This window comes from uncultured Friedmanniella sp. (assembly GCF_964244285.1).
Taxonomy (GTDB): Bacteria; Actinomycetota; Actinomycetes; order Propionibacteriales; family Propionibacteriaceae; genus Microlunatus.
The window spans coordinates 430676-444515 of the sequence record NZ_CAXTHT010000002.1 but is presented as its reverse complement, the minus strand read 5'-3'; the positions used below and the strand labels follow the sequence as shown (position 1 = coordinate 444515).

Here is a 13840-nt window from a genome sequence, read left to right as displayed (position 1 = left end):
CGCCGCTGTTCTCATTCTCCGGGCGGCTTCCAGGTCGGGTCGACCTCCGAGTACTGGGTAGCAGTCTGCCCCAGCGGGTTCACCGCGGTCGGCGGGACTCCCGTGGGAGGGACGTACGGGGCCGCCGCGCGCGGAGCGGGGTAGTTGCCGCCCAGGCCAGCGGGGCCGGGATAGCTGGCCGGCGAGTAGGCCTGCGCGCCCACCGGGCGACGGCGCAGCTGCGGGTAGGCGGCTCGACCGGTGGGCTGGGTGATCGCCGCCCCGCGGAGCGTCCGGATCCGGGCCAGGAGCAGCTTTTCCCGCGACAGGCCGGTCTGGTCGACCAGGCCGCGCACCATGGCGTCGCGCAGGTAGGCCAGCTCGGTCACGGCCCGCTGCATCCGTACGGTGGCCAGCAGCACCGCCGGGCCGAGGAAGAGGGCGTGCCAGACGGCCCTGGTCCGGGTGCGCAACCGCGACAGCGCGACCGGGTCGTCGGCGGGCAGCCAGCCGACGCGGACGTAGTCGGTCAACCGCTCGCGGATCAGCCGACCCTCGCGGAAGAGCTGGCGGACGATGAACAGCACCAGGCCGATCACCACCGGCAGCGCCACCCCGAGGTAGATGTAGAGCAGCTGGCGGCCCGACACCAGCGAGGCCGTGGTGTTGAAGGCCATGTGCAGGAAGGCGGCGGCGCAGTAGCCGGCCAGCGGCGCGACGACGCGGACGATCTTGCTCCGCGACCTCATCGCCACAGCGAGCCCGATGCCGGTCATCGAGGTGAAGAGCGGGTGGCCGAAGAAGGTGAGCAGCCCGCGCAGCTGGAACGTCTGCTGCAGCGCCTCCAGCGGAGCCACCTGGCCGAAGGTCCGCGCGGCGTACCGGTAGGCGCGGCCGTAGTAGAGAATGTTCTCGACGAAGGCGAATGCCGCCCCCGACAGCCCCGCCAGCACGATCCCGCTGAGCCGGCTGACCCACTGGTAGCGCATCAGGATGGCCAGCCAGAACAGGATCGTGGCCTTGGCCGCCTCCTCCACGAACGGGGCGACGTAGATGGCGGCGCGGGCGCTGGTGGCCGGGTCACCGTCCCCGATGACGCTGAGGTGGGACGCGGCCCAGGTGTTGATCTGGGCGGCGACGAAGGTGGCGACGCAGGCGCCCCAGCCGAACGTCATCAGCCAGACCCAGAACCGCTGCGGCCGGAAGCGGTCCGCCCACAGGAAGAGCAGGGATAGCGGGACGGCCGTGATGGCGGCGTACTTGGCCGCGATCGGGACCGCCTCGGTCCCCAGGCCCGGGACGATGCCGCCCGGCACCTCCTGGTCGGGCACGACCTGGCGGTAGAGCAGTGCCAGACAGGCGACGTAGCCGAGGAGCACCACCACGGTGACCCAGAACAGGCGCGTCCTGAGCAGGCGCTTGGGCAGCGGCTCGTTCGGGTCCGGCTCGGCCGGCAGCCCGTTGCGGCTGAGGGCGCGCCGCTGCTGCTTGGGTACGGCGGAGGCGGCCACGGACATGCGGCCCAGGGTACCTGCGGCCTCTGACGCCCCGAGCGGTTCGGGGCTACTTGGCGAAGCGGGTCAGGAACGGCTCGACGACGGTCAGCACCTCGCCGGGCCGGTCCTCGTGCATCCCGTGCGGCAGGTCGAGCGACGCGAACGTGCCGTGCGGGAGCCGACCGGCCAGGTCGCGCAGTCGGGACTGTGGCAGGTAGCTCTGCTCGCCGCCCAGCACGAGGGTGTCCACGGTGATCCGATCGGCGTGGTCCCACCAGCCCGGGTGGTCGACGTTGCGCCAGCGGTGGACCGCGATCACGGCCCGCCAGTCGTGGTCGGCGGTCGGGTCCGGCTGGCGAGGGATCGGGCGGTGCGGCTCGGCGGCGTCCGGTGGCGGCATCTCCTCCAGCACCAGCCGACGGACCAGGTCGGGCTGGGTCGCGGCAAGCAGGTAGGCGGTGAGGGCACCCATCGAGTGCCCGTACGGGATGGCGGCCAGGATGCCGAGCTGGCCCATCAGGCCCACCACGTCGTCCCGCATCGCCTCGAAGGAGTAGTCGGCCATCCAGCTGCTCTCACCGTGCCCGCGGGCGTCCGGCGCGATGCAGCGGAAGTGCCGACCGAGCACGGGGCCGAGGTGGCGCCAGCCGGCGCTCGAGCTGCCGAGTCCGTGCAGCAGCAGGACCACGGCGCCGTCGGGCCGGCCCCACTCCCGGTAGCTCAGGGTGGGCCCGCCCGGGAGCGTTACGGTCGCCATGGGTGGCAGGCTATCGGCCCCGGATCCTCTGGGCGCACGAGGCGCTCGTCGGACCCAGCCCGACGGCCTTTCGACGACGTTGCGCCGCTTCGCCATCGTTGCGCCCTCTACGGACGGCGCAACGGTCGAGAAGAGGCGCAACGCCGTTCCGGTGAGCGCACCCCCGGTAGGAATCGAACCTACGACCGACAGATGAGAAGCTGGTCGGTCGCCTGCGCCCCCGGTAGGAATCGAACCTACGACCGACAGATGAGAAGCTGGTCGGTCGCCGCTCGAGTTTGAGATCACCTGCGCCCCCGGTAGGAATCGAACCTACGACCGACAGATTAGAAGGCTGCTGCTCTATCCTCTGAGCTACGGGGGCTTGGGACGCGCGGTCCGCCGTCCGGCATCCTAGCCGCCGAGCCCGTCGCGGGGGCCCGTAGATTCGGGCCCATGATCGGACCCGACCGACCAACCGACGGCGGTCGACTGCAGGGTCAGCAGGTGAGCTGGCGCTCCATCGCCGTCCCGGCGTACGGCCCCACCGTCCTCGTCTCGATCGGCCAGGGCGCCATCGTGCCCCTGGTCGCTCTGTCGGCCCGCAGCCTCGGGGCCAGCGTCACGGTGGCGGCACTGGTCGTCGCCCTCACCGGGATCGGCCAGCTGATCGGGGACCTCCCGGCCGGCGCGCTGGCGGCGCGGATCGGCGAGCAGCGGGCACTGGTCGCCGCCTGCCTGCTGGACGCGGTGGCCCTGCTCGGTGCCTTCCTCGCCCACAGCCTGCTCCTGCTCGCGGCCGCGGTGCTGGTCACCGGACTGGCCGGCGCCGTGTTCAGCCTGGCCCGGCAGGCCTACCTGACCGAGGTGGTGCCGATCCGGATGCGTGCGCGCGCGCTGTCCACGCTGGGCGGCACCTTCCGGATCGGGCTCTTTCTCGGCCCGTTCGCGGGCGCGGCCATCGTCACCACCTGGACGATCGGGGCCGCGTACGGCTTTGCCGCACTGATGAGCCTCTCCGCCGCGGCGCTGACCGCCTTCCTGCCCGACGTCACCCGTCAGGCCCGGGCTGACACCGTCTCAGCCGGCCAGAGCCCCAGGACGGTCCGCAGCGTGCTGGCCGAGCACCGCCGGGTGCTGCTCACCCTCGGACTCGGCGTCCTCGTGATCTCCGCCGCCCGGGCGACGCGGCAGTCGATCATCCCGCTCTGGGCCGAGGCCCAGGGCCTGGACGCGGCGACGACCAGCATCATCTACGGCGTCTCCGCCGGGGTCGACATGCTGCTCTTCTACCCCGGTGGCGCGATCATGGACCGGTTCGGCCGGGTCTACGTCGCCGTCCCCTCGATGATCGTCCTGGGGCTCGGGTTCCTGCTGCTGCCGCTCACCTCCGGCGCGGTCGGCATCGGCCTCGTCGCCTGCCTGATGGGACTGGGCAACGGCATCAGCGCCGGCATCGTGATGACCCTCGGCGCGGACGCGTCGCCGTCGGTCGGCCGGACCCAGTTCCTCGGCGGCTGGCGGCTCGCCGCCGACCTGGGCAACGCGTCCGGGCCGCTGCTGGTCAGCGGCGTCAGCCTGTTCGCCCCGCTCGCCGTCGCCGCCGTCGCGATCGGCCTGCTGAGCTGGGCCGGCTCGGGCTGGCTGGTCCGCTGGGTTCCGGTGTACGCCGCCGGCCCGCGCGGACGGACCCGGACCGTAAGGTGAGGGGCGTGCGCGACGTGATGGTGTGGGCCGACTGCGAGATGACCGGGCTCGACCTGGTCAACGACGCGCTGATCGAGGTGGCCGCCCTGGTCACCGACGGTCAGCTCAACGTCCTCGGCGACGGGATCGACCTGGTCATCAAACCCACCGACGCGGCGCTGGAGCAGATGGGCGACTTCGTGCGCCAGATGCACTCCTCCTCCGGCCTGCTCGCCGAGCTCGAGTCGGGCCTGGCCATGGCCGAGGCCGAAGAGCAGATCCTCGACTACCTCCGGGCGTTCGTGCCCGAACCGCGCAAGGCACCCCTGGCCGGCAACACCATCGGCACCGACCGGGCCTTCCTCGCCCGGGACATGCCGGCCCTCGAGAGCCACGTGCACTACCGCAACGTCGACGTGTCGAGCGTCAAGGAGCTGGCCCGCCGCTGGTTCCCCCGGGCCTACTACTCCGCCCCGGCGAAGTCGGGCAACCACCGCGCGCTCGCGGACGTCCGGGAGTCGATCGAGGAGCTCCGCTACTACCGGGACGCGGTCTTCGTGCCGCTGCCCGGGCCCGACTCGGCCACGGCCAAGGAGATCGCCGGCCGTCACGCCGGCGCCCTCACCGGCGCAGGTGCGGCCCCGGCGGCCCCGACCGGCAACTGATTTCGGCTCGGCCGGGCCGGACCGTTACACTCGACGCTGCCCCTGCGCCCGCCGCAGGAGCGATGGTGGGTGTAGCTCAGTTGGTAGAGCACCTGGTTGTGGTCCAGGTGGCCGCGGGTTCAAGTCCCGTCACTCACCCCATCGCCCGAGTCATCCCTGCCGGTGGATGGACGGGTCCACGACCCTCCGGCGCCCCGGCAGCAGCCGCTCGGCCGCGCTCGGCAGGTCGACGCCGCTACCGGGTGCCCTCCAGGCAGCCGGCCACCAGGCCGATTCCCCGGCTGGGCTGAGCCACCCGGCCGGTCGAGCGCGGGACGGCGGCTTCGACGCCCAGCACGAGACCCTTGGCGTAGCCGCGCTGGTCCGCCATCGTCATGGTCCGGCTGGTGACGCCGCCGGTCAGCGCGCCCATCTCGTTGTAGACCCAGGGCACGCTCGACAGCAGCTGCACGAGGGCGAGGTTGCCCGGTTCCAGCGGCGCCCGGCCGGTGTAGATGTTCTCGCGGACGCTCACGGGACGGCCCTGGGCCTGGCTCCTGGCCTTCGCGATCGCCGCGGCGGCCCGTTCACTCCGCCTAGCGACGCCGGCCCGGTCGAAGACCGTACGGTTCGCGCCACTCCCCCGGTACATCGCGTGGTAGCGCCCGGCGTGCTTCACCCCGCGCTGGGAGTAGGTGGCCTCGAAGTCCGCGGTCTGGCTGTGGTCGTCGTGCACGCTGATCGCGAGCACGGCGTTCTCGGCGGCCGCCATCCGCGCCCGGGCCGCCAGGCCGACCGAGTCGCGGGCTTGCTTCTTGGTGAGCACGACCCGGTAGCCGTCGCGGCGCAGCGCCTGCGCAGCGCACCTGCTGATGGCGAAGACCTCGTCGATCTCGGGATAGTTCGGGTAGTCGATGTCCCGGAGGCCCGTGGCCCGGTCGGTGCTGGTGATCGAGCGGCCGCTGTGGCCGGGGTCGATCAGGATGACGGGCTTGGGCGGGGGCGCGGGGGGCGAGCTGGGAGTCGTCGCGGGGGTCGGGCTCGGGCTGCGGGCGGGGGTCGGCGGAGACGTCGGCGTGAGGGTGGGCGTCGGTGGGGACGAGAGCGCGGGCGTGACGCTGGCGGAGACCTGCGGGGACGGCGACACCAGCGGGGGTGCCGGTTCCGCCGTGCAGCCCGTGAGGACCGCGCCCACCAGCCCGATCACGAGCAGGGTGCGCCGCGGTGCCCGGAACCCCACGACCATCCTCAGCGGCGGCGGCCGACGGCGAGGATGGCGACCAGGGCCGCGATGAAGATGACGCCCAGGACGGTGCCCTCGACCCCGTGGCCGCTGGCGATCAGGTAGACGCAGGCGGCGAGGAAGGCCAGCGTGACCACCACGCCGTAGTTCAGTCCGCGCGCGTTCAGCTCGGCGTCGCGCCGGTCCAGCAGGTCGATCCGGTCGAGCTCCTTCTCGATCACGGCCCGGGTCTGCTCGTCGGCCCCCGCGTAGACCTGCAGCGGGTCGGAGTAGCGCTCGGTTCCTGCGGGACGCTCGGTCATCGGCGGTCCTCCGGTCGGGTGGACGGTGGCGGCTCGGTCAGCCCGGCCTGCAGCAGGGCCTCACCGATCCGGCGGGGAGCAGCGTACGGGTCCACGGCGTCGACGCGCCGGTACGCCCGCTCGAGCCGCTGCTGGACCCCGGCCCGCCGGGCGGACGAGCGGGGCGAGACGTGGAGGTAGCTGAAGCCCCGGGCGAGAGATTCCGAGGGCCCGTCCGGGGGGCGAGGCCCCGTCCCGCCGGGCGCGGTGCCGGCCGTGCCCAGACGGTTCCGACCCGCCCAGACCAGGGTGACGACGTAGAAGAGGAGCGCAAGGACGATCACCACCGCCGCGAGCACAGCCACGACCGTCGACACACCGTCCACCGGGCACCCTCCTGCCCTCACCCTAGGCTTCCGGCGGCGACGCGACACCCGACCCGCCGCGACGGACCGCCCGTGCCCCCGGCAGGTGCGGCGACAATGGCTCCCATGCCCGCGCCGTCTGCTCCCCCACCCCTCGCCGGCCGCGTCCGGCTGAGAGGGGCCATCTGGGCCGGTCGGCTGGCCGCCGTCGCCTCCCGCGTGGCCGGTCGCGGGTCCGGCGCCTCGATCCGCGGCCAGGTGATGATGCGCCTCGACCCGGAGGCCCTGGCCAAGCTGCTGCGCGGCCGCCGGGTCGCGATGGTGTCGGGCACCAACGGCAAGACCACCACCACCCACTTCCTGGCGGGAGCTGTCCGCGCCTCGCTGGGCGACCAGAGCCGACGGCTGGTGCACAACGCGGACGGCGCGAACCTGCACCACGGGATCGCGTCCGCGCTCAGTGGCCAGCCCGACGCCGACATCGCCGTGCTGGAGACCGACGAGCGGGTCGTCGCCGACCTGGTCCGGCTGGGCCGGCCCGAGGTGCTGGTGCTGCTGAACTTCAGCCGGGACCAGCTGGACCGCCACCACGAGATCAAGGGCCTGGGCCGTAGCTGGCGCACCGCGCTTGCCGCCGCGGGCGAGGACGGGCCCGTCGTGGTCGCCAACGCCGACGAGCCGCTGATCGTCTGGGCGGCCGAGACCGCCCGCCGGGTGGTCTGGGTGGACACGGCCAGCACCTGGACCCAGGACGCGTCGCTGTGCCCGAACTGCGGCTCCGGCCTGGTCCGCGAGCAGCCCGGGAGCACCGGCGAGGGCGGCGGGCACTGGCACTGCTCGGGCTGCCGGCTGGCCCAGCCAGCCGCGGACTACCGGGTCGCCGACGGCCGGATCCTGGACCGCGCCGGTCAGGCCTGGGACCCGCAGCTCCGAGTACCGGGGGCCTTCAACGTCGGCAACGCAGCCTGCGCGCTGGCCGCGGCGGAGCTGCTGGGCGTGGACACGGCCACCGCGCTCGAGGGGATGCGGACGGTCACCGCGCCGGCCGGCCGGTTCGCCACCATGCAGGTGGGCGGGACGACGGCGCGGCTGCTGCTGGCCAAGAACCCGGCGGGCTGGGCCGAGGCGCTGCCGCTGGCCCAGACCGACACGGTCGTGCTGGCCATCGACTCCGCCGCCGCGGACGGACGGGACGTCTCCTGGCTGTGGGACGTCGAGTACGAGCAGCTGGCGGGGCGGACGGTGGTGGCCACCGGGCCGCGAGCCCAGGACCTGGCCGTCCGGCTGGCCTACGCCGAGGTCGAGTGCCGCTGCGTCCCGGACCTCGCCCAGGCGCTGGCCGGCCACCCGGCACCGGTCGACGTGATCGCGACCTACACACCGTTCCAACGGCTGCGCAAGCTGGGAGGGGTCTGATGAGCACCGTCGAGCTGAAGCAGGGGGTGGACCAGGGCCGGGGCCGACGCGTCGAAGTGGTGCTGGTCTACCAGTCGCTGCTCGGCATCTACGGTGACCGCGGGAACGCGACCGTACTGGCCAGGCGGCTGGCCTGGCGGGGCTTCGACGCCGTGCTCAGCACGGTCGAGCCGGGCGAGCCGCTGCCCGAGTCCGGGGACGTCTACCTGCTGGGGGGCGGTGAGGACGCGGCCCAGATCTCGGCGGTCAACGCGCTGCGCGCCGACGGCGGGCTGCACCGGGCGGTCGAGCGGGGCGCGGCGGTGCTCGCGGTCTGCGCCGGCTACCAGATCGTCGGCCGCTCGTTCACCGTGGCGGACGGGCCGGAAGACGCGGTGATCGACGGCCTGGGCCTGCTCGACGTGACGACCACCCGAGGTCCGGTGCGAGCCGTCGGGGAGATCCTCAGCCGCTGGGAGGGCCGGGACGGCGACGACCGGTGGCTGACGGGCTTCGAGAACCACGGCGGTTACACCGTCCTCGGCCCCGGCGCGAGCCCGCTGGCCCGGGTCGAGGTGGGCGTCGGCAACTGCGGCGACGGGACCGAGGGCGCCGTCGCGGGGACCGTCGTCGGCACCTACCCCCACGGACCGGTGCTGGCCCGCAACCCGGCGCTGGCCGACCACGTGCTGTCGCTGGCTCTCGGTGAGCCGATGGTGCCGCTGGACCGGCCCGAGGTGACCGAGCTGCGCCGCCAGCGACTGGCCGCGGTTCGGCGCTGAATGCCCCGGGTAGCGTCAGCGACGTGAAAACCAGACAACTCGGCCCCTACACCGTCTCCGCCATCGGACTCGGCGCCATGCCCGTCTCGATGAACAACGACAACACCTACCCCGACGAGGACGCGGCCATCGCGACCGTCCACGCCGCGCTCGATGCCGGCGTGACCTTCATCGACACCGCCGACATCTACTCCCCCAGCTGGGACACGATGGGTCACAACGAGCTCATCGTCGGCAAGGCCGTGAAGTCCTGGAGCGGCGACACCTCCGGCATCGTGATCGGCACCAAGGGCGGCATCACCCGCAGTGAGGGCGAGCAGTGGGGCCGCGACGGAACGCTTGCGTACCTGCGCTCAGCGGTGCAGAAGTCGCTGACCAACCTCGGCGTCGACGCTCTCGACCTCTACCAGTGGCACCGGCCCGACCGGTGGCTCGTCTACGGCGACGTGATCGCCAGCTTCAAGACCCTGCAGGACGAGGGCCTGATCAAGGCCATCGGCATCTCCAACGCCAACGTCGAGGAGATCGAGGTGGCGGTGCAGGTGCTCGGCGAGGGCGGTCTGGTGAGCGTCCAGAACGAGTTCTCGCCCCGCTTCCGCTCCAGCCAGGACGAGCTCGACTACTGCGGCGAGCACGGCATCGCGTTCCTGCCGTGGAGCCCGCTGGGCGGTACCGGCGGAGGCGCCAAGGCCGTGGCCGAGAAGTACCCGGCCTTCGCCCAGGTCGCCGCCGACCACGGGGTCAGCCCCCAGCAGGTCGTGCTGGCCTGGGAGCTCTCGCTCGGTGACCACGTCATCTGCATTCCCGGCGCCCGGCGACCAGAGTCGATCACCGACTCCGCTCTCGCCGCCGACCTGGAGCTGACCGAGGACGAGCTCGCCGCCTGCAACGCCTCCTGACCATGATCAACAGCCGCGTCGACGATGATCATGGTGTCCTGCACCATGATCATCCCGACGCGGTGATCATCGGCGGCGGCCACAACGCCCTGGTGGCCGCCGCCTACCTGGCCCGGGCCGGGCGCCGCGTCGTGCTGCTCGAGGCGCGGGACACCGTCGGTGGCGCGGTGGCCAGCGGCCGGCCGTTCCGTGGCGTGGATGCGAACCTGTCACGGTTCTCCTACCTGGTCTCGGTGCTCCCCCGGCAGCTGGTCGACGAGCTCGGTCTGGAGCTCGAGCTGGCCTCGCGCCGGATCGCCTCCTACTCCCCTCTCGGGGACGGCGGGCTGCTGGTGGAGCGGGTTCCCGGGCCTGCGACAGAAGCGTCGTTCACGGCGGTCGCACCGGCCGACCGTGCCGGCTGGCAGCGGCTGGAGGAACGACTCACTGCGCTGGCCGAGGTCGTGGCGCCCACGCTGATGCAGCCGCTCCCCCGCGAGGAGGACCTGCGCGACGGCGTCGAGCCGGACCTGTGGCGGAGCCTGGTGGAGCGGCCCGTCGGCGAGCTGCTCGAGGCGAGCCTCATCGACGACACCCTCCGTGGCGTGGTCCTCACCGACGCACTGATCGGCACCTTCGCCCGCGCGCACGAGCCGAGCCTGCGGCAGAACCGCTGCTTCCTCTACCACGTGGTGGGCAACGGGACCGGCGAGTGGCGGGTACCGGTCGGCGGCATGGGCCGGGTCGCCGCCGAGCTGGAACGGGTGGCCCGGGCGGCGGGCGCCGAGCTGCGTACGGGTGCTGCGGTGGTCCGGCTGCAGCCCGACCCGTCGGGTGGCGGAACCGTGACGCTGGCCGACGGCAGCAGGGTGACTGCTCCCTCGGTCCTCGTGGGCTGCGCACCGGCCACCCTCGCGGCCCTCCTCGGCGAGCCGGCGGTGCGGCCCGAAGGCAGCCAGACCAAGGTCAACCTGGTGCTGCGCCGGCTGCCGCGGCTACGGTCGGGACTCGACCCCGAGACCGCCTTCGCGGGCACCCTGCACCTGGCCCAGGGTTACACCCGGCTCGAGCAGGCCCACGCCGAGGCCGAGGCCGGCCGGATCCCCGACCCGCTGCCCGTGGAGGCCTACTGCCACAGCCTGACCGACCCGACGATCCTCGGGCCAGAGCTCCGTGCCGGCGGGGCGCACACCTTGACGCTCTTCGCCCTGCACACCCCGGCCCGGCTGTTCGCCGACGACCCGGACGGCCGGCGCGCCGAGGTCGGCGCGGCAGCGCTCCGCTCCCTGCAGGCCGTGCTGGCCGAGCCGCTCGAGGACTGTCTGGAGGTCGACGCCGACGGACGGCCGTGCGTGGAGGTGGTGACCCCGCTCGACCTCGAGGACGAGCTCGGCCTGCCCGGCGGTCACATCTTCCACGGCGACCTCAGCTGGCCCTGGCTGCCCGCCGGCGCGACCCCGGCCAGCGCCGCTGAGCGCTGGGGCGTCGCCACCGCGTACCCGGGCGTCCTGCTCTGCGGCTCCGGCGCCGTCCGCGGCGGGGCGGTCAGCGGCCTCGGCGGTCACGACGCCGCCATGGCCGTCCTCGAGCCGGGAGAAGTCGATTTCACCCCGCCGCAGCCGTTTGCTAATGTTGCTCCTCGCGCGCCGCTAGCTCAATAGGCAGAGCAGCTGACTCTTAATCAGCGGGTTGGGGGTTCGATTCCCTCGCGGCGCACAGACTCCCTAGCCAAACGGTTTCGGCTCGGTTCCACCCGATTCTCGGGGGCCCCAAGGACTGGTGCAGGGGCCAGGGCATCAGAACCGATGGCCCGGTAGTCAGCTCAAGTCGGTGTCGGTGTCGGTGTCGCGGTGGGACTCGGCCGACCCGACCTTGGACCGGGCCGGCTGATCTCAGCAGCCTCCGGTCCCTCACGCCACGTCGAAAGCGCACATGCGGGCGGCGAGTCGACCCAGGCGTTGCTTGAAGCCGGCGTCGGTCTCGGGTTCGGGGGTGAGGAAGGCCGGCCCGTACATGGTGCGGAGGATGCATTCCGCGTAGAGCGTGCGGGCCACCTCACCCGCCTGGTCGGGCGGGAGGGGTAGCGCAGCCGCTACGAGCCCCAGCAGTCGCTGGGACTCGGTCCCGCCGCGCCGCAGCAGGTCCGGGTCCGCGGCGGCCAGCGCGATCACCGGGCGCAGGAAGCGGTGATGCCGGCGGAACACCTCGGCCAGGCCGGCGGCGGCGTCAGCCGCCCGGGCCTCCGGCGGCGCCCCGAACGCGGGCCGTGCCTCGAAGACGGCTTGCTCGGTCGCCCGGACGGCGGTCATCCCTCGCTCGTAGACGGCGGCGAACAGCCCGGCTCGACCGTCCACCCGCGCGTACAGGCTGGGCGGGGACACTCGGGCCCGGCGGCAGACCTCGGTGATGGTGACCGCCTCGGCGCCCCCGTCCTCGAGGAGCTGGAGCCCGACCTCGAGCACCCGCTCCCAGCCCTGGCGACTGCGTTCCTGCTGAGGGACTCGGACCGTGGGGGCAAGGTGCGGGGGCAAGGTCACCCCTGCATCTTCTCTCAGCGGCATCCTCCTCAGTGCGGCGCCGAGGCCGGCTCGCGAACGCCCGTCCCCATCTCGGCGAGCTGGGCCACGATCTCGGCCGGACTGCGCTCGCCGACCTGCTTTTGCAGCAACGGCGTTCGGTTCAGGATGAGATCGCGGACGGGGCGGAGCGGGGCCGGAGCGTGGTGGAAGACCTTGCCGAGGATGTAGGCCTGCTGGACCTGGGCGGTCGTGTGCGGGATGCGGGTTTCTCGTACGCGAGGAGCGCGGCTGCTACGGCCCCGCTGTCGGTCAGGTCGACCCCGGCGAGCGCCTGGCCGATGAAGTAGCCGTCGCCGATCGACATCCCCGCACCGTAGGCCGCATACGGCGACGTCGCGTGCGCGGCGTCACCGGCAAGGGTGATGCGACCCTTCGACCACTTCTTCAGCGGCACCCGGTCCCGGATGGGCCAGCGCTGCAGGTTTCCCGCCGGGGTGGCGGCCACCAGCTGACGAAGGGCGTCGCCGAAGGGGGCCGCCGCCGCGGTCGCGTGCGCGTGCAGGTCAGCCGGCGCCGGTCGGGACGGCTCCCACGCCTCCAGCACCCACCACTGGTAGCCGTCGCGGCCCTCACTGCGGATCGAGGTGTAGGCACCCTGGGTGGTCGCGCTGTGCGCGACGACGCACTCCCCCGGCTCCGCCGCCGGTGGCAGCTCGAAGGTGTAGCCGCCGATGATCGCCAGCTTGTGTTCGCGTTTGGGCGTGTCACCCCACAGGTGCGTGCGCACCATGGAGCCGATGCCGTCGGCGCCGACCAGCACGGGCGTCCGTACCGTCGTCCCGTCCCGGAGCGTGAGCTCGACCAGCGGGCCGCGGTCGGCGATGCCGCTCACCTCCTGTCCGGTGCGCAACATGCCCTCGGGCAGGGCCGCGAGCATCCGCCGGTACAGGTCGGGGCGGAGCATGCCGATGAAGCCGCCGCCGAACTCCTCGACGACCTCGGAGGGGATCTGGACATCGGCCCGGACGCGACCCGTGCTGCTGCGGAACGTGGAGTGGCAGGGTGCCCCAAGGTCGCTCACGTCGACCCCCATCAGCGCCAGTGCCTTGATGGGCGGCGGCCACAGGTTCAAGATGTTGCCCGCCGGGCGGGCCTCGGTGTACCGCTCGAGGAGCACCACCGGCTGGCCTGCCGCGTGGAGGGCGAGGGCACTCGCCATGCCGGCGGGCCCGGCCCCCAGGACGACGATCGGTTCCTGCTGAGCTGCCATCAACCACTCCTTCGTGAGCTCGATGCGAGGACGCTAACCGCTCACCGCAGAAATGTAAAGGCCTTATAGTTGTGCCGTGACTACTCCGCCGGCCCACGAGATCACCTGGGTCGCGCACCGGGTCGACGTCGAAGACCTGGACGATGCGCGGCGGCTGGGCGAGGTCCTGGGGCTCGAGGTGCTCGCGAGCACCGAGTACCACGTGATGCTGCAGACACGCCGTGGGGACGTCATCGAGTACTGCGCGCCGGGCTACGACGCTCCCCCCTACCTCTTCGCCGACCAGGACGTCGTGCTGGGCTTCCGCGTAGCCGACCTCGACGCCGTCGTTCGCGACCTCGCGGCCAGCGGCTGGAGCCTGCTGGGCTCGGGGGGTGGGGCGGGGCCGGTGCGCTACCAGCACTTTCGAGGGCCCGCCGGGCGGGTCTACGGCCTGATCGAGGTCAGCGGCTCCGCCCCACCACCCTCCGCTGCGAACGTCGGGCAGCTCGCGGCCGGACCCGGTCTGGACGAGCACGCAGCGACGCCAGCCTCTGGGCAGCGAGCGCCACAGGAGCGGTGACGAG

At 72.9% G+C, this 13840-nt stretch carries 14 protein-coding genes and 3 tRNA genes; 9 read left to right on the top strand and 8 right to left on the bottom strand.

Features of this window, described 5'->3' with window-relative positions:
• Nucleotides 1-11: 11 nt before the first annotated feature.
• The 3 genes from ACFE7W_RS06390 to ACFE7W_RS06380 form a co-directional block, all read right to left on the bottom strand.
• Nucleotides 12-1496 carry a PrsW family intramembrane metalloprotease gene (locus ACFE7W_RS06390; RefSeq protein ID WP_375387288.1) on the bottom strand — a complete coding sequence of 495 codons (1485 nt, stop codon included), beginning with the start codon at nt 1494-1496 and terminating at the stop codon, nt 12-14.
• A 46-nt stretch (nt 1497-1542) separates the two neighbouring features.
• Nucleotides 1543-2232 (bottom strand): alpha/beta fold hydrolase, encoded by a 690-nt coding sequence (locus tag ACFE7W_RS06385; protein ID WP_375387289.1) that lies wholly within the window; start codon nt 2230-2232, stop codon nt 1543-1545.
• A 291-nt stretch (nt 2233-2523) separates the two neighbouring features.
• Nucleotides 2524-2596 (bottom strand) — tRNA-Arg (locus ACFE7W_RS06380).
• Between the two features lie 122 nt (nt 2597-2718).
• Between ACFE7W_RS06380 and ACFE7W_RS06375 the strand changes: the two genes are divergently transcribed.
• The 3 genes from ACFE7W_RS06375 (at nt 2719) to ACFE7W_RS06365 (ending at nt 4703) form a co-directional block, all read left to right on the top strand.
• Nucleotides 2719-3918, top strand: a complete 1200-nt coding sequence (locus tag ACFE7W_RS06375; RefSeq protein WP_375387290.1) for an MFS transporter — start codon at nt 2719-2721, stop codon at nt 3916-3918.
• Nucleotides 3919-3932: 14 nt separating this feature from the next.
• The gene (gene orn, locus ACFE7W_RS06370; protein WP_375424218.1) at nt 3933-4562 is read left to right on the top strand and encodes an oligoribonuclease; all 630 of its coding nucleotides are present in this window, start codon (nt 3933-3935) and stop codon (nt 4560-4562) included.
• A gap of 65 nt (nt 4563-4627) precedes the next feature.
• Nucleotides 4628-4703, top strand: a tRNA-His gene (locus ACFE7W_RS06365).
• 94 nt (nt 4704-4797) lie between these two features.
• On the opposite strand, the gene ACFE7W_RS06360 is transcribed toward ACFE7W_RS06365, so the two are convergent.
• Genes ACFE7W_RS06360 through ACFE7W_RS06350 form a run of 3 tightly spaced genes read right to left on the bottom strand, consistent with a single transcriptional unit; the run spans nt 4798 to nt 6451 of the window.
• Nucleotides 4798-5781: an N-acetylmuramoyl-L-alanine amidase gene (locus ACFE7W_RS06360; RefSeq protein WP_375387291.1), complete on the bottom strand. Its 984-nt coding sequence runs from the start codon at nt 5779-5781 to the stop codon at nt 4798-4800.
• Between the two features lie 8 nt (nt 5782-5789).
• Nucleotides 5790-6086 (bottom strand): hypothetical protein, encoded by a 297-nt coding sequence (locus ACFE7W_RS06355; protein WP_375387292.1) that lies wholly within the window; start codon nt 6084-6086, stop codon nt 5790-5792.
• On the bottom strand, nt 6083-6451 hold the full coding sequence (locus ACFE7W_RS06350; RefSeq protein ID WP_375387293.1) for a hypothetical protein: 369 nt from the start codon (nt 6449-6451) through the stop codon (nt 6083-6085). Before ACFE7W_RS06350 ends, ACFE7W_RS06355 begins: the two co-directional genes overlap by 4 nt.
• Before the next feature lie 243 nt (nt 6452-6694).
• On the opposite strand from ACFE7W_RS06350, the gene ACFE7W_RS06345 reads away from it, so the two are divergent.
• From ACFE7W_RS06345 to ACFE7W_RS06325, 5 genes are all read left to right on the top strand, one after another.
• Nucleotides 6695-7846, top strand: coding sequence for a MurT ligase domain-containing protein (locus ACFE7W_RS06345; protein ID WP_375424217.1), 1152 nt, complete (start codon nt 6695-6697; stop codon nt 7844-7846).
• On the top strand, nt 7846-8607 hold the full coding sequence (locus ACFE7W_RS06340; protein WP_375387295.1) for a type 1 glutamine amidotransferase: 762 nt from the start codon (nt 7846-7848) through the stop codon (nt 8605-8607). The genes ACFE7W_RS06345 and ACFE7W_RS06340 overlap by 1 nt, the downstream gene beginning before the upstream one ends.
• Before the next feature lie 23 nt (nt 8608-8630).
• The gene (locus ACFE7W_RS06335) at nt 8631-9506 is read left to right on the top strand and encodes an aldo/keto reductase (RefSeq protein ID WP_375387296.1); all 876 of its coding nucleotides are present in this window, start codon (nt 8631-8633) and stop codon (nt 9504-9506) included.
• A gap of 2 nt (nt 9507-9508) precedes the next feature.
• Nucleotides 9509-11146 (top strand): phytoene desaturase family protein, encoded by a 1638-nt coding sequence (locus ACFE7W_RS06330; RefSeq protein ID WP_375387297.1) that lies wholly within the window; start codon nt 9509-9511, stop codon nt 11144-11146.
• Nucleotides 11129-11201: transfer RNA gene (locus ACFE7W_RS06325), tRNA-Lys, on the top strand. The genes ACFE7W_RS06330 and ACFE7W_RS06325 overlap by 18 nt, the downstream gene beginning before the upstream one ends.
• Before the next feature lie 194 nt (nt 11202-11395).
• On the opposite strand, the gene ACFE7W_RS06320 is transcribed toward ACFE7W_RS06325, so the two are convergent.
• Both ACFE7W_RS06320 and ACFE7W_RS06315 read right to left on the bottom strand, forming a co-directional pair.
• Nucleotides 11396-12022 (bottom strand): TetR/AcrR family transcriptional regulator, encoded by a 627-nt coding sequence (locus ACFE7W_RS06320; RefSeq protein ID WP_375387298.1) that lies wholly within the window; start codon nt 12020-12022, stop codon nt 11396-11398.
• A gap of 142 nt (nt 12023-12164) precedes the next feature.
• Entirely contained in the window at nt 12165-13274 is a 1110-nt protein-coding gene (locus ACFE7W_RS06315) for an FAD-dependent oxidoreductase (RefSeq protein ID WP_375387299.1), read from the bottom strand.
• 76 nt (nt 13275-13350) lie between these two features.
• Between ACFE7W_RS06315 and ACFE7W_RS06310 the strand changes: the two genes are divergently transcribed.
• Nucleotides 13351-13836 (top strand): VOC family protein, encoded by a 486-nt coding sequence (locus ACFE7W_RS06310; RefSeq protein ID WP_375387300.1) that lies wholly within the window; start codon nt 13351-13353, stop codon nt 13834-13836.
• Nucleotides 13837-13840 lie beyond the last annotated feature (4 nt).